Below are 16,184 nucleotides of genomic sequence, written 5' to 3' on the forward strand. Positions count from 1 at the left end.
CGCGACATCCGGAAATTGCAGGAGTTAGCCACCAACCCGCACGACAGGGAGGCGATCGAGACGGTCGCCGGTGAGAATCATTGAGGGCGTGTGCGTGGGAATAGTGAGCGGCGCGTGTGCGTGGGAATAGTGAGCGGCACCGGCGCGCTGAGCCGAGTATGGACAAACGCATCGGCTTTCTCTCGTTCGGGCACTGGCAGGCGATCCCGGGTTCGCAGGTGCGCACGGCGCGCGACGTTCTGATGCAGAGCATTGAGCTCGCGGTCGCCGCCGAGGAGATCGGCATTGACGGCGCCTACGTGCGGGTGCACCACTTCGCGCAGCAACTCTCCTCTCCGTTCCCGTTGCTGGCGGCGATGGCGGCTCGCACCAGTCGCATCGAAATCGGCACGGGTGTCATCGACATGCGTTACGAGAACCCGCTCTACATGGCCGAAGAGGCCGCAGCGACCGATCTGATCAGCGACGGACGTCTGCAGCTCGGCATCAGCCGCGGTTCACCCGAACCTGCGCTGCGCGGCTATGAGGCATTCGGTTATGTTCCCGCCGACGATCGAACGGATGCCGACGAAGCGCGGGTGCACACCGAACTGTTCCGCGCGGCGATCGACGGCGCCGGGGTCGTGCTCCCCAACCCGCAGATGTCAAGGTCGGTGGCTCCGCTGTCGATTCAGCCGCAGTCCCCCGGACTCCCCGACCGAATTTGGTGGGGTTCCGGCACCCGCAAGACCGCGGTCTGGACTGCCCAGCAAGGCATGAATCTGATGAGCAGCACCCTCCTCACCGAAGACACCGGCGTGCCGTTCGACGAGTTGCAGGCTGAGCAGATCGCGCTTTACCGCGCCGCGTGGGCCGAGGCCGGCTGGCCGCGCGAGCCGCGCGTGTCGGTGAGCCGCAGCATCCTGCCGATCACGACCGCAGAGGACCGCGAGTATTTCGGCTCGATGGCGGCCGGCGAGCGCAGCGATCAGGTCGGCTACCTCGACGGCGGGCTCGCCCGCTTCGGCAAGACCTACGTCGGCGAGCCCGACCAGATTGTGGCCGAACTGGTTCAGGATGCGGCGGTGCAGGCCGCCGACACCATCCTGCTGACGATCCCGAATCAGTTGGGGGTCGACTACAACGCACATCTGCTCGACACGATCGCGCGGCACATCGCGCCGGCGATCGGCTGGCGCAACAAGAAATAGCACTTGTTGTGTCGGCGGATCATGCAACGATCGCGGCATGACATCCATACAACGCATCCGGCCCGCCGGGCTCGTCGTGAGCCCGGCCTTCAGCCACGTGGCCGTCGTTCCACCAGGCGCAACAACGATCTATGTCGGCGGACAGAATTCCGTTGACGAGGCGGGCGCGCTCGTGGGCGCAGACGACGTGGCAGCGCAAGCGACGCGTGCCCTCAGAAACGCGGTGACCGCGCTTCACGCTGTCGACGCGACTGTTGATGACGTCGTGCAGTGGACCGTCATGTTCCTCGACGGGGTCGATCTCCGGGCCGCGTACGGGGCAATCGCCACGGAACTGGCATCCGACGAGCCACCACTGGTGATGGGTGTACGAGTTGCGGGACTCGGGGTACCGGGTGCACTCGTGGAGATCAGCGCCATCGCCGCTGTCGTGAGGTGACACCTCCCCATACGACTCGGCGGACAGCCACACCGATAGTCGAACTGCTCGACGCTGACCGTGGCTGCTACACGCGTCAGTGGTGGAACGTGGCGCTACGCGCTGAAGCGAACCGGGGTCATACGTTTTCGCCAATGAACTTCAGAGTCATATGAGCCTGAAGTTCATTAGCGAAAATGGAGCCCCTGCCGCCCGCGCTGGCAGTGACAGCAAAACCGCACGACACTCTGAGCCGCACGACACTCTGAGCGCTGACGACCATCCCGGTGATCGAGGAGCAGCCGACGTAGGAGGCCGCATCTCGAGATCCCGCGAGCCGATCCCTGAACTTGAGTAGCGTCTGAGGGTCGGCTCGCTAGGTCTCGAGACGCGTGTTCGCAAGCTCACGCGCTCCTCGACCAACGAGATGGGCGGCGCCCTAGAGCTCGACCTCGCGGTCGCGGTGCGCGATCAGCGCCTCGATGACGAGAGCGTGATCCTCCCGCTGCGGGAGCCCGGAAACACCAACAACGCCGACCTGCATCCCGTTCACCCGAATCGGGAACGCCCCACCGTGAGCCGCATAGTCGCTGATGTTCAGGCGCGAATCGACGTCGAAGTTCGCGCCGCGCGACCGGAAGTCGGTGCCGACGGCCAGCGAGGAATGTCCGAATCGGCGCACCACCCGAAACTTGCGCTCCAGCCAGTCGTCGTTGTCGGCGGATGCCCCGGGCAAGCCCGCGTGGAACACCCGCTGGTCACCGAGCATGATCGCAATCGCGACGGGGTGCAGTCGCTCACTGGCGAGTTCGACGAGGTGGGTGCCGACGGTCCAGGCATCCGCATGGGTGAACGCGGCGAACTGGATGTCGCGCTCCTGCTCGAGAAGAGTGGCCAGGGCCGCCTCTTCTGCGTGACGGTCACTCATGTGACTCCTTCTGGTTGGGCGGTGCGGCACGATCGATCAAGAGCGCGTGCATCGCGGCGGCACCTTCCAGCGTAGGCCTCGCCGCCGCGCGGGTCGGGCGTCGCGACGCGGGCCGCCGCCGACGCGCGTTGCGGCGTTCAACCCGCGCGGCGGCATCCGGAAACATCGTTCACCTCAGATGGTGAAGTCAGATGGTGAAGCCGTCCCCTGACACCGGAGCCGGTTGCTGGCCCCCGGGCTCCAGCCCGTTGGGCGTCACCGCATCGCTGTAGGTGGCGTTCACCAGAATCGGCATGTGGTCCGAGGTTCCCCGCGGAAGAGTCTCGATGCTGTCGATGGACAGCCCGATCGACGTCGCCAGGTCGTAGTGCCCACGGAACACCTTGTAACGGGTATACGTCCTGCTGTCACTGAGCGTGAGGTCGTAGCCGCGGGACTGCACATTCTCGCTCAGGTTTTCCTTGAACAGCGGATAGTTGTAATCGCCCACCATGAGGGTCGGCAGTCCCGGCCCGAGTGTGTGCAGTTCCTCGTGCGCCGAACGGATCTGATTGCGCCGCAACGAATTGCGCGCGGTCAGCGGTGCCGCATGAAATGAGGCGACGACGAGCTCGCGATCCGCCGCATGATCCTTCAGCCGGGTGCCGATCAGGCGCTCGTGCGCGGGGGTGAGCAGCCGGTCGTGGAGTGACTTCTTGAGCGCGAACGTGCGCGTTTGGACCGCAGCGAAGCGGTCCCGACGGTAGTACAGCGCGAGGCCGAGCCGGTTGCGCGAGGTGGCATCGGCCAGGTGCAGTGTGCTGATCTCCGCCGGCAGCGCCAACGTGTCCGCCTCTTGCAAACAGAGCATGTCGGGGTTATACCGATTCACCAGCGCCTCAAGCTCGACGCTCGCCCGGTTCTTGCGGAGGTTGTAACTGATCACCCTCACGATGGCCCTGCCTCTATCTCAGTAGTAGAGCTCCAGCCTACGTTCGGTTCGCCGATTCGGGATGCGACTGGCTCAGAATCCCAGCCGGATGTCTCTCGCACGCGACGGCAAGCGCACACTGCATCCGCCCGGGCGCTCGGCGCAGCATCCCTCTCCCAGCACCCCCTGGTACCGTTGATCCTGGTCGCCCTGCATTCTCGGAGGCGGGCCTTCGAACCTCAACCCGATGGGATCCCCGTGCTCCGCACCATGAAGAGCTGGTCGTTCAACACGTGTGCGATCGCCGGATTCTCGTGCAGCAGCTTCGCGGTACTTCTCATCATTGTCAACGCCCTCACCGGCAGCGTCGCGGTCACCCAGATTGTGCCCGTCGCAATTGTGTCGCTCGTGATCGGTGGCGCGCTCTCGGTGCGTGCCCACATCCTCTGGATGCACGGCAACAACGCCCCGGGAACCAACAAGCCCAAGCGATAACCGCACCTCTGCAGGCCGTCGCCCGCGTGGACCGGACCGTTCATCAGTCAGCGTCGCCCGATACAGTGCAGCAATGACTCCACGCCCCGTCCGCACCGGTCGCCGCCGCGCCTGGCTCCTCGGCTGTGCCGCCGGTGTCCTCGCCACCGGGTTGTTGGTGCACGTTATAGGCAGCGGACCTGCGGGCGATTTCACGGCCGACGCCCTCTACGCCGTGCTCATTTATCTGCTCGTCGCGCTTCTACTCCCCCGCGCCTCGAGCGTCACGGTGGCGGGCATCGCGCTCGCGTTCTGCGGGGCGATCGAGTTGTTCCAACTCACCGGGGTACCCGGCATCCTCTCCGACGCCTTCCCGCCCGCCCGGCTCGTCTTCGGCACTACGTTCGCGCCGGTCGATCTGATCGCCTATGCGCTCGGAACCGGAGTGGCATTGGCCGCGGATGCCGCGGTGCGGCGCTCGAAGACCAACCGTGTCAAGTCGTCCGAATCGGAGCCGGTGCGCTGAAGAACGGTTCGCTGAAGCACGGAGGAATTCAGCCGAACATTCCTAAGGCGAGTGGCAGCAATGCCATCGGGCTGACCACGAGCGCTCCGTAGCCGACCAGTTTCCAGAAACCTCGACGCACCCGCGCCGATCGCACCTCGGCATCGATCAGCTCGAACGCGGCAAGGAGGCCGACCGTCGTGCTGAACTGCGGTTGCGACGGCGCATCGGTCAAAATCGGCACCGGGCCGGTGGCATGCCAGGTGACCGGATTGTCGAGCAGTGAGACGATCTCGTCCTGCTCGGCGGGGCTGAGCACCGGGGACAGATTCGTCAGCCAGCGACGCAGTTGCCATGCATCGACGACCTTGACCTGAGTCGGTCGTTCCCGAATCGTCACCTGCTTGGGATCGATGAACGCAATGACCGGTTGCACCGGCGCGGGCAGGGGCATCCGTTCTTCGACGATGGCCGACACCCGCTGCGCCTCGACTTCGGCGGCCGGGATATAGCCTCGCGCCTCACCGTCAACGACCAGAGTGCTCTTGGCCACCCAGACATCTTTGTCGTGGTGGTGCTTGGTGTTGACGGTGAAGATTCCGCAGGGACCGATCACCAGGTGATCGATGTCCAGCGCGCCCATTCCGGCGGGCAGCGCATGGAGAACCGTCCACTCGGGCGGCAGCATGTCGAGGATGCGTCCCATCGCGATTTCGCCCTGGGCGTCGAGGTACCACGCGGTGGCGTCCGCGTTCAGCGGCGAGCGTCCGACGAGTCGGGCCAGCGGCGAGCGGCGAGGCATGTCGGCCTGGTGGCGTACCAGATTCTCGATGACCGACTGGCCCGCGCAGCGCTGCCGCATGCTCAGGGTTTCGGCCACGGATCTCCTTCTTGAATGAATAGAATCTAGCGGGCTGGCCGGTTGAATGGGTAGCCCCAAACGGGGGTAGTGCGGCGAATTGTGCCGCTGCGGTATGCGCGTCAGCGTCGCCGGATCGCCTGAACCGACAGCTGCACACTCGCCAGGAGCAACAGCGCCACGAAGAGCATGTTTGCTACCGCGGCCGGCAGCCACAGCGCCAGCGCGACTCCCCCGAAGGATGCCGCGGTCGCCGCAACCCCCACGACGAGAACACTCGGCAGATCGATCAACTTGTTCGCGCGATTGCGCAGCGTTCCGGTGATTCCCGTCGGAATCATGACGAGCAGCGAGGTGCCCTTAGCCACCAGATCGCTGGCACCGAACAGGATGATCAGGGCCGGCACGGCGATCAGACCGCCGCCGATGCCGAACAGGCCGGATGCGATGCCCATCAGCAGTCCGACGGCCAGCATGCTGAGCACCACACCGATGCTGAGCTCGACCGTGTCGCCGCGGATCGGGGTGACCAGCAGCATCCGGATTGCCACGATCACGATCAGTGCGATGAAGGTCCAGCGCAGCCAGGCCAGCGACAGCCGGGCCAGCAGGGCCGACCCGATCATCGCACCGACAACAGCGCCCACGGCGATGACCAGTCCCGCGACGAGGTCAATGTGCCCGTTGACCAGATAATTCGCGCTTCCGACGATCGCGGTCGGCACGATTGCGGCCAGAGAGGTCGCCGCGGCACGGCGCTGGTCCATGCCGGCCAGCCCGACCAGAAGCGGAACCATCAGGATGCCGCCACCGACGCCGAGAAGGCCGGAGAGCAGACCGCCCAGCAGACCGACAATCGCCAAGACCAGCCAGCGGCGCGGGGGCGTGTGCAGGGCGTCGGCTGCGGCGTGGTCACGCACTGAAGTGTCGTGCTCGGTCATACTGGCTGCTTTCGGTCGCGGGCGATCATGCCCGGGGAACGTCGGAAAGTCAGCGTTGACGGAGCGGGGCCGTCGCGGGATGCGCGTCGAGCCCCCGAGCGATTATAAGCACCCGCGAGAGACCTGCCGGTGCACGCGAGGGCCACGCTCGTCGTCATCACCCGGCCGGCGGAGCAGAATGGAGTTGTGATCTGCCAACGAATTCTGGTGCGAGGCCGCGTGCAGGGCGTCGGATTTCGCTATTCCGCCCGAGCCGAAGCGCTGCGTGTCGGCGTCGCCGGAACGGCACGCAATCGCGACGACGGCGCGGTCGACGTTGTCGTCGAGGGCGATGCGGCACCGGTCGCGGCGATGCTCGACTGGCTGGCGGTCGGTCCGCCGGGAGCTCGCGTCGAGAGCGTGGAAGTGTCGGAGCTGACGCCGACCGGCCTGAGCGGTTTCATGATCGTCGGCTAGGCAACCCGCGCTCAGCCGCACTGGCGTAGCGTTGAAGCATGCAAGCGCACGGGCATCTGGGTCTCTCCAGATGAGACTGAGCGTTCGGCAGGGGTTCGGCATCGGCCGGCTCGTTCTCGCTTGCGCGGGCGTTGTCGGGCTGATCGGCAACTTCGATTACGTGCTCGGCTTCAAGTCGTTCGGTGCCAACAACTTCTTCAGCTACTTCACGATTCAAAGCGCCATGGCGGCTGTGGTCATGTTCACGCTCGCCGCCATCGTCGCGTTTCGCCGCCGGGAGGACCCTCCCTGGCTCGACGTGCTGCGCACCCTGGTGACGACGTACATCATCGTCTCCGGCATCGTCTTCGCCGTGATGGTGGTGGAGTCCTCGTCGCGGGCGTATCGCATCGATGTGCCGTGGTCAGATCAGTTGCTTCACTTCTGGATTCCTGCCTTCGCGTTGCTCGACTGGCTTTTCGACCCGCACAAGAACCGGATGCGCTGGCGGTTGCTCGGTTGGGTGGTGATCTACCCGCTCGTCTGGGGTGTCTTCACTCTGATTCGCGGTGCCCAGGTCGGCTGGTACCCCTACTTCTTTCTCGATGGCAGCCAGGTCAGCGTCGCCGAAACGGTGATCTACTGCCTGATGTGTCTCGCAATCATCGTCGGCGTGACGGCGCTGCTTGTGGCCACCTCACGACTCAGATTGTCACCGTGGTGGACGCCCGCGCCGCAGCGGCATCCGGTGCCGGCGCTACTGGCCGACGAACGGCTCCAGGCTGCGGAGCGCCGCGGCTAACACCTCGTCGTCATCCTGCTTCGCGAGACGACGTGCACTGTCGGCGGCGGTCAGCCCCATCAGCACGGGCTGCCCGGTGAGCGGCAGCAGGTTCACCCAGACCGGAAAGTCCACGGTGTCGCCGACGACGTTCCAGATTTCAGCCTCCGACGTCCAAAACGGGGTGTCGTAGCGCAGCCAGATCTTGTCAAGAACTCCCATGCCGAGCTCCGCGATCGCCGCGCGGTGCGCAAACGGCAGCGGCGGGCTGAACTCGAGCGCGTCGGCCTTCAACACCCCGAGCGGCACCGTCACGATCACCCGGTCGACATTGATCGATTCGCCGGTCGCCATCCGCAGGCTCACGGTCTGGGCTGTGTAGGCGATCTTGGTGACGATGGTCGACAGCATCACATCGAGGTCGGTGGCCATCGAGGTGAGCAGGGTCGAATAGCCGCCGAGCACAATGCGCTCGTCGGCGAATTCCGCGTTGACGGCACTGGGTGCTGGCGCGTACCAGGCCGAGACCTCCGCCGCGGATGCCCCGGTGGGCATCTCGACATCGGTGACGAGTTCGAGGCCCAGCCAGTCGGCATCCGTCGGCGCGGCACCCTCTGCCGCGGTCGGCGCGGTCGGCGGCGGCGTCGGCGCGCCGGAACCAACGAGGGCGTCGGCGACCGAGACGTCGTGGGGCTGCGTCGCGGCCCAGTCGAGCGCGGCGGTGAGCAGCCGGGCACCGGTGTCGGGAACCGTCACCGTCTCGCCCGAGCGATCGCGGGTTTCAGCGGGCGTGCTGACGGGGGCCGTCGCGACGCCCGCTGCGGCGAGTTCATCGTCGAGGCTCGGGCTGCCGACCGGGGCGGTCGAGTGCACGAACGAAGCGCCGAGCTCGATCGGGAACGGCCAGTCCGAGCCGAAGACGGTATCGATGCGACCGCCGACCCGGTCACGGGATTCGATCACGATCACCGAAAAACCGGCGTCGCTCAATTGGCGAGCGGCGGTGAGGCCGGCCAGGCCTGCGCCGATCACCGCGACGCGCTCCCGCGCCGATGCCGCTGTGAAAACGGCGGTCGCCGCGACGCGGCCCGAATCCTGTGCACCCTGGGCCGTCCCGGGTGCGACCTCGGCAACGGCCTCCCCGGCCAGAAAGATGCGGTCGAGCACAGGAGCGGCCAGGTCGGCACGCTGCTCAGGAGCCGAACCGACTGCCTGGTAGCTGAACGAACCGCCGGCAAACGGATCGTTTGACCAGTTCGTGCGCTGCATCCCGGCGGGCTTCGGAACCGGTGATGGGCTCGGTGAGCCGGTCGAGGTCGGCGACTTCGTCGGCGAGGGATTCACGGGCGTGCACGCGGCGAGCGCCGCGACAGAGAGGCCGGATGCCGACACGAGCAGAAAGGTTCGACGATCGATCACGATGCGCGCGTCACTTCGTGCGGTGCTGCGCCGGGTGTTGCGGCACCATGCGCTTTCGGGACCTCGCCATTCATAACCCTCAAACTAACCCATGAAGCTCGGGATGTTCGAGGCTTCGAGGTTCGGGCTTGCGACATGGCCCGGTGAAGCGCTCAGCGACGCGCCTAGGCGGGCGCCTGCAGAAAGCCGTCGTCGAGAAGCTCGCGCACGCGGGGCAGCAGCTCGGCCCGCAGGTCGGTCTCGTCGGCTTCGAGCAATTGGGCCAGTGCCCCGATGATCGCTCCCACTGACAATTCGCCGTCGCAGGCGCCGATCAGTGCGGCGAGCGCGGTGTCGAGCTGCACGGAGCGCCCGAACCCACCGCCCTGGTGCAGGGTCATCAGGGTGGGGTCGTCCTGCCCTGGCCAGTAATGCCGCTCTTCTGTCACGTCGGGAGCGACAGTGAGATGGGAGGCGGCGAGCTGGGCGTCATCCGTCGCCACCTGCCAGTCGTGCGCCTGCAGGCAGGCGGCCAAGTGACTGCCGATGCCGGCGGCGTTCGCGCCGAGGGCGTCATGAAGGCGTTCGAGGCGGCGGAGCGGCGCGGATGTCCCGGCTGCGTCGGGAGAAGCGCTGAGCGGCGCGCGCAGCAGCATGTAGCCGAAGCCGACCTTGCTCACACGGCGGGCTTCGAAGTCGTCGAGCCAGGCGCCGTAGAGGCGGTCGAAGTCGGCTGTGTCGGGACGGGTGCCTCCGTCACGAATCCAGGTTTCGGCGTAGTCGGTTGGACCCTGAGCTTCGCGTTCGATGATCCACGCGTCAAGCGGCGTTTCCTCGGTGCCGTTCGGGGCGTCGAGCCACGAGCGCAGCCGGTCGAACGCGTCGCCGCTCGTACTCCCGGTCGACTCGGCACCCTCGTGGTACTCCCAGTTGCCGAGCAGCTGGGCGATTCCGCCGGGGTTCAAGTGAGCGGCCGCACCCGTCACGACCGCCTCGACGATCGCATCGCCGACGAGGCCGCCGTCGCGGTACTCGTAGCTCGGAATCCCCTCGGTGCGCGGCGTGATCACGAACGGTGGGTTCGAAATGATGTGGTCGAATCGTTCCCCGGCAACAGGGTCGAACAGGCTGCCGAGACGAAACTCGATATTGCTGATGCCGTTGAGTTCGGCGTTCAGCGCGGCAAGCTCGAGTGCGCGCTCGGAGATGTCGGTGGCGACGACCCGCGCGGCGTGGCGGGCGGCGTGCATCGCTTGGATACCGCATCCGGTGCCGAGGTCGAGGGCCGACTCCACCTCGTTCGGAATCATCAGTCCGGCCAAGGTGAGCGAGGCTCCACCGACGCCGAGCACGTGGTTCTCACCGAGTTCGTGGCCGAGAGCGAGTTCGCCGAGGTCGGAGACAATCCACCAGCTACCGGCCCCGTGGCCGTCGATGAAGCTGTAGGGGCGCAGTTCGAGCAGGGGGCGCACCACGGAGGCATCCCGGTCATCGATGCCGATCAGGCCGAGTTCGACGGCTCCGTTGATCCCGAGGGTCGGAAGTGCGGCGTCCAGATCCGTCTGCGCCACCGGAAGCCCGAGCACGAACAGTCGCGCGAGGGTGGCCGAGCGCTCTTCGCGACCGAGCTTCTCGCGCAGCTCGGCGAGCGCCCGCAGTGCCGGAACCCGCTGATTGCGGTGCAGGGCGGCATCCGCTGCGCTCCCCCACAACCCGGTGAGTGCGGTCACGCTGAAGTTGGCGGAGGCGAGGTCGGTACGAAGCTGGTCGATCAGTGCGGAAGTCACTCAACTATTCAACTGCACTCCGGGGGCGACGCTTCGCCTTCCCTGCTTTTCCCCGTCGGGCACCGCTTCATGGCACTGCCCCTGTGGCTAACTCCGGTTATCTCGGATGCTGGAAATTGACAACCGCAGGAATCCGCGGCAGCCGAGGGCTTGTTGCCGTCGCCGCCCGGGAGTAACCGGAGTTAGCCACACAAACGGCACGCATCGGGCCGGCGGGAGAAAAACTCGGGCTGTGCGGTTAAAGCCAGCGCATCGTGAACGCCCGGGCCAGCACTTGGTTCGCGGGCGGGATCGCCAGCACCCGCACTGCGGCGTTGCGGGCATGCAGGCGCAGCCCGTCGTACGGGCGTCCCATCGCCATGTTGAATCCGGCCTGCCGCACGGCCATTCGAGCGGCACTGCGCCGGCGCCGGTCGTATGCGGCCAGGGCGGCGTCGGCCTCCAGAGCAGAGTCGCAGTTACCGTCACGATGCGCCGTCTGCGCCTCCCGATCCGCCGTGACCGCACGCTCGAGGGCCGGGGCGAGAGCGACAGCATCCAACCATCCGAGGTTCATCCCCTGCCCGCCGATCGGGCTGATCTCGTGCGCCGCATCCCCGACCAGCACAATGCGGCCGACGACCATCCCTTCGGCGAGCCGCTGCTGCACCGCGAAGGCGCTCGGCGCCGCCAGCGCATCGGGCAATGTCACCGTCGTGCGTCGTCTGACGATGTCGGCCAGGTCGGCACCGCTCGCTTCCGGGGTGAGCCCATTCGTCATCGCCACCCATCGGCGTTTCCCACCCGGCAGCGGGAACGATTCGACGACCCCGCCGCGTTCGAAGAACAGCACCGCCGTCGACCCGTTCGCGCCCGAGTCAGGGAAGTCGGCCATCAGATAGGTTTCACCGGTGCCGATCGTGCGCCAGCCGATCCCGGCCGCCGCTCGCACCCGACTGCGCGCCCCGTCGGCGCCGACGAGATACCTGGCGCTCACCACCCGGCCATCAGCGAATCTGGCTTCGACGCGATTCCCGGTGTCACGCACATCCGACACCGCGACCCCCTCGTGCAGGGCGCCCGGCCGAAGTTGCCGAAAGCGCTCCCGGAGCAGCTCCTCGGTCTCATGCTGCGGCAGCGAGGCGACGAAGGGGTGGGCGGGAGCCGCCCGTTCGAAAGACAGCCGGCCGAGCGCCCTCCCATCACAACCGACGACTCCCTCCCGAATTCTCACTGCCCGCGCGAGCAGTTCGTCGGCGATGCCGATCTGTTGCAGCGCGGCCAGGCCCGGCGGGTGGATGCCGATGGCTCGGGAGCGCAGGGACGGCTCGGTGCGCGCCTCGAACACCTCGACATCGATACCGCGCAGGGCGAGCAGGCATGCGGTCAGCAGCCCGACCGGGCCGCCGCCGACGACGAGCACCTCAGGCATCCGTCGGCTCCGCCGGCGCCCGCTCCCCTGGCTTCGCACCCGCACCCGCCGAGTTTGCGCGTTCCGGTCGACCTTGCCTGGTGTGCCGCGCAAGCTCGACCGGAAGTGTCAAACTCGACGCGAGTGGCGGAGGAGACGTACCGACCGGCTTTGCCCGCGGCGCGACCCAGCGCAGCACCAGGCGCGACGGCAGCTCACGGGTGACATGCCAGCCGGCCGGCCCGGCCAGGCCTCCGCCCGTTGCCCGACCGCTCTGGGCGACTCCGCCCGTGGTCAGACCGGCCGCCAGCCCCGCCGTCTCGAGAGCCGCCCGTAATTCCCGCGCCGTGAAACTGCGCCGGATCGACGTCAAGCCGTCTTCACGAATGTAGGAGTCCCGGAAGAACGGAAAGGTGCCGACCGCGAACCCCAGGTAACCCCACCGGCTCCGCTCGATGTCGGCGTGCAGCACGCGCCGCCGACACAGCTGCTCCGAGTCGAACAGCAGCCCGCCGAGCTCGGCGGCGCTCAGGTGATGCAGCACATGATTCGACACCACGAAGTCGAACCGCGCCCCCTCTGCCACCAGCTCAGAGCTGAGCGCCCGGCGAAACACGAGCCCCGGCAGCGGCGGCTGGCCGACCGCGAAGGCGTGCGCACGCGCATCCGGGTCGATCGCGGTCACGCTCAGCCGCAACCGGTCGCGCACCGCCCAGCGCGCCAACGCCCGCGCCACATCGCCGCCGCCGGCCCCGACGTCAAGCAGAGTGCTGTTCTTGGAGGGGCTGAGCATCGGACGGATGTCCCGGCGGTAGATCGTGCGCCATCCCGACACCACCGCGTTGACATAGCGGAATTCGTCGTAGGTGCGCTCGAGGCGCTGCGGGTCGCACTCGCCGTCCATGATCTCGACGGCGTCGATCGCCCGAGAGCCGAGCGATGGGAAGGCCATCGGGCGGCTACCCGCGGCTCGCGGTCATCAAACTTGATTCGACGGTGAGTCCCGGACCGAATGCCATCGCGCAGACCCGTTCGCCGTCGGCGGTGGTCGGCGAGTCCATGATCGACTTGAGCACGAACAGCACTGTCGCACTCGACATGTTCCCGAACTCCCGCAGTGTCTGCCGGGCCGGCTCCAACTGAGCCTCAGTGAGCGCGAGTTTCGCCTCGGTCTTGTCGAGGATGCTGCGCCCACCGGGGTGAATCGCCCAGTGCGCGATCGCCTCATTCAACGGTTTGGTCAGCACGGCGACGCTGGGCGCGCCGCTCGCCTCGAGCGTTGCGCCGTCGTCGGGCGGCCCGTCGTCGCCGATCGCCAGCTCCCCGTTCGCCTCGCCCGATTCCACCCCGGTATACAGCGAGCCGTCGGCCCCGATCAGTTCGGCCAGCTCCGGGTCACGCGCCAGCAGCGGCGCCAAGGCGCTCTCGATGTGCTCGTCGATGATGTGCGGTACATAGCTGCTCAGCACCATTTCGAAACCCTCGTCACCGATCTTCCAGGCCATGTCGCCCTCGCCGACGGGCGTGATCACCGTCTCGAAATGATCGAGGGTGAGGGCGCTTTCGCCCGGCCAGGGGTCGCGGGCCGACACGATTCCCGCTGCCGCGCCATCCGCGAACAGCGAGGAGGCGACGATGGTGTCCGGATCGTTCGAGGTGCGCAGATGCAGCGAACACAGCTCGGCGCTGACCACCAGCACGACGGCATCCGGATCGGCTTCGACGAATTGCTTCGCCGTGCGCAGGGCAGGCATCGCCGCATAACATCCCATGAAGCCGAGGTGGTAGCGCTGCGTCGACGGGTTCAGTCCCAGCTCGCGCACCAGCATGTAGTCGGGCCCGGGGGCGAAGAACCCGGTGCACGACACGGTGACGACGTGCGTCACATCGGCGGCGGTCACCCCCGGGCAGTTCTCGAGGGCCCGGCGACCCGCCTCGACGAAGAGCTTCGTCGCCTCGACGATGTAGAGCTCGTTGCGCACCTTGGTTCCCGGAATGAGCAGGCGCTGCTCGACCGGATCGAAGAACTGCGGATTCGGCGTATCGACGTCGTAGGTGAGTTCGGCGATGACGGTGCGCCGCGTGTCGATGCCCGACAGGTTGAACGACGTTGTCACCAGCCTCTGGGCCAGGCGACTCAGATCGGGCTGGGCGGCGAAGACATCCCGCACTTGCTCCTGCACCAGGATTGTCGGGGGTACTGCAGTCTGTAGCGAACGCAACGTGACGGCCATAGCTCAGTGTGCCATGCGAGTGTTCGAAGTGGCACCCCTGAAATAACCCGAATTCGGCGCAGTTCGGTTACGGCAACCGGGCGAACAGCCGGGTGCCGATCACCGCGACGGCGAAACCGGCGGCCACGATGGCCGCCATCCCGCCGATGTAGGCGATGAGAGTCTCCGTCGATTCCCCGGATGCCCGCAGCACGGTGATCACGAACGCCACGCCCGTGACGACGGCGAACGGCACCACAATCCACACCAAACGCCCGGCCCGCCAGGGTCGAGCCGGAGCCGGCCTGGCTGGCCCGAACTGTGACAAAACGGCTCCGGCGAGACATCCCCAGAATGCGACGACAAGCAGCCCGGCAATCACATCGCTCGGCCGGTGCCAATGGGTGGCCACTGTCGACAGACCGGCCGCAACAGCGAACGCCGCCCCCCACGCCCCGACGGTGGGACGCATCCGCGGGCTTGAAACGAGGAAGACAGCGAGGGCGGATGCTGCGGCCACCGTTGTATGCCCCGAGGGGAATGAGTTGTCGGCGTACCCGGCGACATCGAGATCGGGGCGGGTCAGAATGGCGTACTTCAGCACTTGGGTCGTCGCGACGGCCGCGCCGGCAGCGGCCACCGCGACCAGAAAAGTCGACCAGTTGCGGCGCACAGCGGCGATCACGAGGGTGAGCACCAGGCAGATCACCGCCGAGATCAGTGGCACCCGGTCGAGAAGCGCGTTGGTCAGCGGGGTCACACTGCGTGACCCGAATTCGGCTCCATCGAAGGCGAGCTGATCGACAATCTGCCCGTTGTAGGTCTTCACGAAGAACCAGTAGAGCGCGATGAACGCCAGAGCGGCACAGACAGCACCGGTCAGGTATCTGGCCGGGCCGATCGAAGTTGAAGCGCTCACCTGTTCAACTGTGCCACAGCGATCCGCAGAGCTTGCACAGCGCCACCTCCACCTTCGCCGTGAAACGTCACGGCCTCTGAACGCGTCATTCCCCGCGACAGCGTTGTCTCACCTTCGCCGTGAAACGTCACGGCCTCTGAACGCGCCATTCCCCGCGACAGCGTTGTCTCACCTTCGCCGTGAAACGTCACGGCGCATGAACGCGCCGTGAAATGTTACGGCGCATGAACGGTGTATTCGCCCGCGACTGCGTTGCTTCCTAGTCTGAGACTCCGCTCGCGCCCACCGCATATCGCAAAGGAACAACATGACCCTCGCCATCGACACCATTCCCCCGATCACTGCCGATGAGCGCGCCGCGCGTTTGACGGATGCCGGAACCGCCTGGTCGAATCGCATCAGCGCCAACGTCAACAACGCCCAGCTCAGCTACACCGTGACAGGTGTCGGTGAAGGGTCGGTCGCCAGCCGCATCACGGCCGGCAAGCAGGTCTTCTTCGTCGACGAACCCGCCGCGCTCGCGGGCGATGACGTGGCGGCCAGCCCGGTGGAGTTTGCGCTCGGCGCCCTCATCTCCTGCCAGATCGTGGTCTATCGCCTCTACGCCCAGAACCTCGGCATTCGGGTCGACTCGATTTCTGCCGAAGCCGAGGGCGACCTCGACGTGCGCGGACTGTTCGGCGTCGACGACTCGGTGCGTCCTGGGTTCTCGGCCATCCGCCTCACCGTGCGCGTCACCGGCCCCGAAAGCGACGCCCGCTACGAGGACCTCCACGCCGCCGTCGACGCCCACTGCCCGGTGCTCGACCTGTTTGCCAACGCCACTCCGGTCACCGTCACGCTGGTCGCCAACTAGACAGCCCCGCGCTTTCACCATTTCGTTGGTCGAGGAGCGAGCGCCAGCGAGCGTCTCGAGACCTCGTGAGCCGGTCTCCAAACCCAACCCAGGTTCGAGGACCGGCTCGCGGGATCTCGAGACGCGGCCTCCTCCGTCGGCTGCTCCTCGATCAACGAGATGGAGCTTGCGTTCACAGCC

At 66.7% G+C, this 16,184-nt stretch carries 17 protein-coding genes; 7 read left to right on the top strand and 10 right to left on the bottom strand.

Annotated features, from left to right (window positions below; genetic code table 11):
• Positions 1–158: 158 nt before the first annotated feature.
• Both AB4Y63_RS05655 and AB4Y63_RS05660 read left to right on the top strand, forming a co-directional pair.
• Positions 159–1,190 (top strand): LLM class flavin-dependent oxidoreductase, encoded by a 1,032-nt coding sequence (locus AB4Y63_RS05655; protein ID WP_441790065.1) that lies wholly within the window; start codon positions 159–161, stop codon positions 1,188–1,190.
• Between the two features lie 37 nt (positions 1,191–1,227).
• Positions 1,228–1,629, top strand: a complete 402-nt coding sequence (locus AB4Y63_RS05660; protein WP_441790066.1) for a RidA family protein — start codon at positions 1,228–1,230, stop codon at positions 1,627–1,629.
• 418 nt (positions 1,630–2,047) lie between these two features.
• Here AB4Y63_RS05660 and AB4Y63_RS05665 read toward each other — a convergent pair whose 3' ends face one another.
• Both AB4Y63_RS05665 and AB4Y63_RS05670 read right to left on the bottom strand, forming a co-directional pair.
• Complete coding sequence (locus AB4Y63_RS05665) at positions 2,048–2,536, bottom strand: heme-degrading domain-containing protein (RefSeq protein WP_441790067.1); 489 nt, start codon at positions 2,534–2,536, stop codon at positions 2,048–2,050.
• 187 nt (positions 2,537–2,723) lie between these two features.
• Positions 2,724–3,467: an endonuclease/exonuclease/phosphatase family protein gene (locus AB4Y63_RS05670; protein WP_441790068.1), complete on the bottom strand. Its 744-nt coding sequence runs from the start codon at positions 3,465–3,467 to the stop codon at positions 2,724–2,726.
• 237 nt (positions 3,468–3,704) lie between these two features.
• Between AB4Y63_RS05670 and AB4Y63_RS05675 the strand changes: the two genes are divergently transcribed.
• On the top strand, positions 3,705–3,941 hold the full coding sequence (locus AB4Y63_RS05675) for a hypothetical protein (protein WP_441790069.1): 237 nt from the start codon (positions 3,705–3,707) through the stop codon (positions 3,939–3,941).
• 73 nt (positions 3,942–4,014) lie between these two features.
• Complete coding sequence (locus tag AB4Y63_RS05680) at positions 4,015–4,446, top strand: DUF2809 domain-containing protein (protein ID WP_441790070.1); 432 nt, start codon at positions 4,015–4,017, stop codon at positions 4,444–4,446.
• 28 nt (positions 4,447–4,474) lie between these two features.
• Here the strand turns inward: AB4Y63_RS05680 and AB4Y63_RS05685 are convergent, their stop codons facing one another.
• Positions 4,475–5,305: a nuclease-related domain-containing protein gene (locus tag AB4Y63_RS05685; RefSeq protein ID WP_441790071.1), complete on the bottom strand. Its 831-nt coding sequence runs from the start codon at positions 5,303–5,305 to the stop codon at positions 4,475–4,477.
• A 101-nt stretch (positions 5,306–5,406) separates the two neighbouring features.
• The gene (locus AB4Y63_RS05690) at positions 5,407–6,225 is read right to left on the bottom strand and encodes a sulfite exporter TauE/SafE family protein (protein ID WP_441790072.1); all 819 of its coding nucleotides are present in this window, start codon (positions 6,223–6,225) and stop codon (positions 5,407–5,409) included.
• A gap of 186 nt (positions 6,226–6,411) precedes the next feature.
• Between AB4Y63_RS05690 and AB4Y63_RS05695 the strand changes: the two genes are divergently transcribed.
• The gene (locus tag AB4Y63_RS05695) at positions 6,412–6,681 is read left to right on the top strand and encodes an acylphosphatase (protein ID WP_441790073.1); all 270 of its coding nucleotides are present in this window, start codon (positions 6,412–6,414) and stop codon (positions 6,679–6,681) included.
• Positions 6,682–6,751: 70 nt separating this feature from the next.
• Positions 6,752–7,462 (top strand): Pr6Pr family membrane protein, encoded by a 711-nt coding sequence (locus tag AB4Y63_RS05700; protein ID WP_441790074.1) that lies wholly within the window; start codon positions 6,752–6,754, stop codon positions 7,460–7,462.
• Here AB4Y63_RS05700 and AB4Y63_RS05705 read toward each other — a convergent pair.
• From AB4Y63_RS05705 to AB4Y63_RS05730, 6 genes are all read right to left on the bottom strand, one after another.
• The gene (locus tag AB4Y63_RS05705; protein WP_441790075.1) at positions 7,418–8,860 is read right to left on the bottom strand and encodes an FAD-dependent oxidoreductase; all 1,443 of its coding nucleotides are present in this window, start codon (positions 8,858–8,860) and stop codon (positions 7,418–7,420) included. The two genes, AB4Y63_RS05700 and AB4Y63_RS05705, sit on opposite strands and share 45 nt — an antisense overlap.
• Positions 8,861–9,024: 164 nt before the next feature.
• Entirely contained in the window at positions 9,025–10,626 is a 1,602-nt protein-coding gene (locus tag AB4Y63_RS05710) for a DUF7059 domain-containing protein (RefSeq protein ID WP_441790076.1), read from the bottom strand.
• 238 nt (positions 10,627–10,864) lie between these two features.
• Positions 10,865–12,037 (bottom strand): FAD-dependent oxidoreductase, encoded by a 1,173-nt coding sequence (locus tag AB4Y63_RS05715; protein ID WP_441790077.1) that lies wholly within the window; start codon positions 12,035–12,037, stop codon positions 10,865–10,867.
• Positions 12,030–12,968, bottom strand: a complete 939-nt coding sequence (locus AB4Y63_RS05720; protein WP_441790078.1) for a methyltransferase domain-containing protein — start codon at positions 12,966–12,968, stop codon at positions 12,030–12,032. The genes AB4Y63_RS05715 and AB4Y63_RS05720 overlap by 8 nt, the downstream gene beginning before the upstream one ends.
• A gap of 7 nt (positions 12,969–12,975) precedes the next feature.
• Entirely contained in the window at positions 12,976–14,250 is a 1,275-nt protein-coding gene (locus tag AB4Y63_RS05725) for a type III polyketide synthase (RefSeq protein WP_441790079.1), read from the bottom strand.
• A 67-nt stretch (positions 14,251–14,317) separates the two neighbouring features.
• Complete coding sequence (locus AB4Y63_RS05730) at positions 14,318–15,148, bottom strand: phosphatase PAP2 family protein (RefSeq protein ID WP_441790080.1); 831 nt, start codon at positions 15,146–15,148, stop codon at positions 14,318–14,320.
• Between the two features lie 307 nt (positions 15,149–15,455).
• Here AB4Y63_RS05730 and AB4Y63_RS05735 point away from each other — a divergent pair, with 307 nt between their 5' ends.
• A complete protein-coding gene (locus AB4Y63_RS05735; RefSeq protein WP_441790081.1) occupies positions 15,456–16,004 on the top strand; it encodes an OsmC family protein in 549 nt (182 codons plus the stop codon).
• Positions 16,005–16,184 lie beyond the last annotated feature (180 nt).

Origin of the sequence: Leifsonia sp. YAF41 (genome assembly GCF_052113185.1) — a bacterium.
Lineage (GTDB): Bacteria > Actinomycetota > Actinomycetes > Actinomycetales > Microbacteriaceae > Cryobacterium.

Bases quoted from the DNA above. Each gene is read 5' to 3' on its own strand.
- AB4Y63_RS05655 (WP_441790065.1), top strand. From the start codon at position 159: ATGGACAAACGCATCGGCTTTCTCTCGTTCGGGCACTGGCAGGCGATC.
- AB4Y63_RS05660 (WP_441790066.1), top strand. From the start codon at position 1,228: ATGACATCCATACAACGCATCCGGCCCGCCGGGCTCGTCGTGAGCCCG.
- AB4Y63_RS05665 (WP_441790067.1), bottom strand. From the start codon at position 2,536: ATGAGTGACCGTCACGCAGAAGAGGCGGCCCTGGCCACTCTTCTCGAG.
- AB4Y63_RS05680 (WP_441790070.1), top strand. From the start codon at position 4,015: ATGACTCCACGCCCCGTCCGCACCGGTCGCCGCCGCGCCTGGCTCCTC.
- AB4Y63_RS05690 (WP_441790072.1), bottom strand. From the start codon at position 6,225: ATGACCGAGCACGACACTTCAGTGCGTGACCACGCCGCAGCCGACGCC.
- AB4Y63_RS05700 (WP_441790074.1), top strand. From the start codon at position 6,752: ATGAGACTGAGCGTTCGGCAGGGGTTCGGCATCGGCCGGCTCGTTCTC.
- AB4Y63_RS05715 (WP_441790077.1), bottom strand. From the start codon at position 12,037: ATGCCTGAGGTGCTCGTCGTCGGCGGCGGCCCGGTCGGGCTGCTGACC.
- AB4Y63_RS05720 (WP_441790078.1), bottom strand. From the start codon at position 12,968: ATGGCCTTCCCATCGCTCGGCTCTCGGGCGATCGACGCCGTCGAGATC.
- AB4Y63_RS05725 (WP_441790079.1), bottom strand. From the start codon at position 14,250: ATGGCCGTCACGTTGCGTTCGCTACAGACTGCAGTACCCCCGACAATC.
- AB4Y63_RS05735 (WP_441790081.1), top strand. From the start codon at position 15,456: ATGACCCTCGCCATCGACACCATTCCCCCGATCACTGCCGATGAGCGC.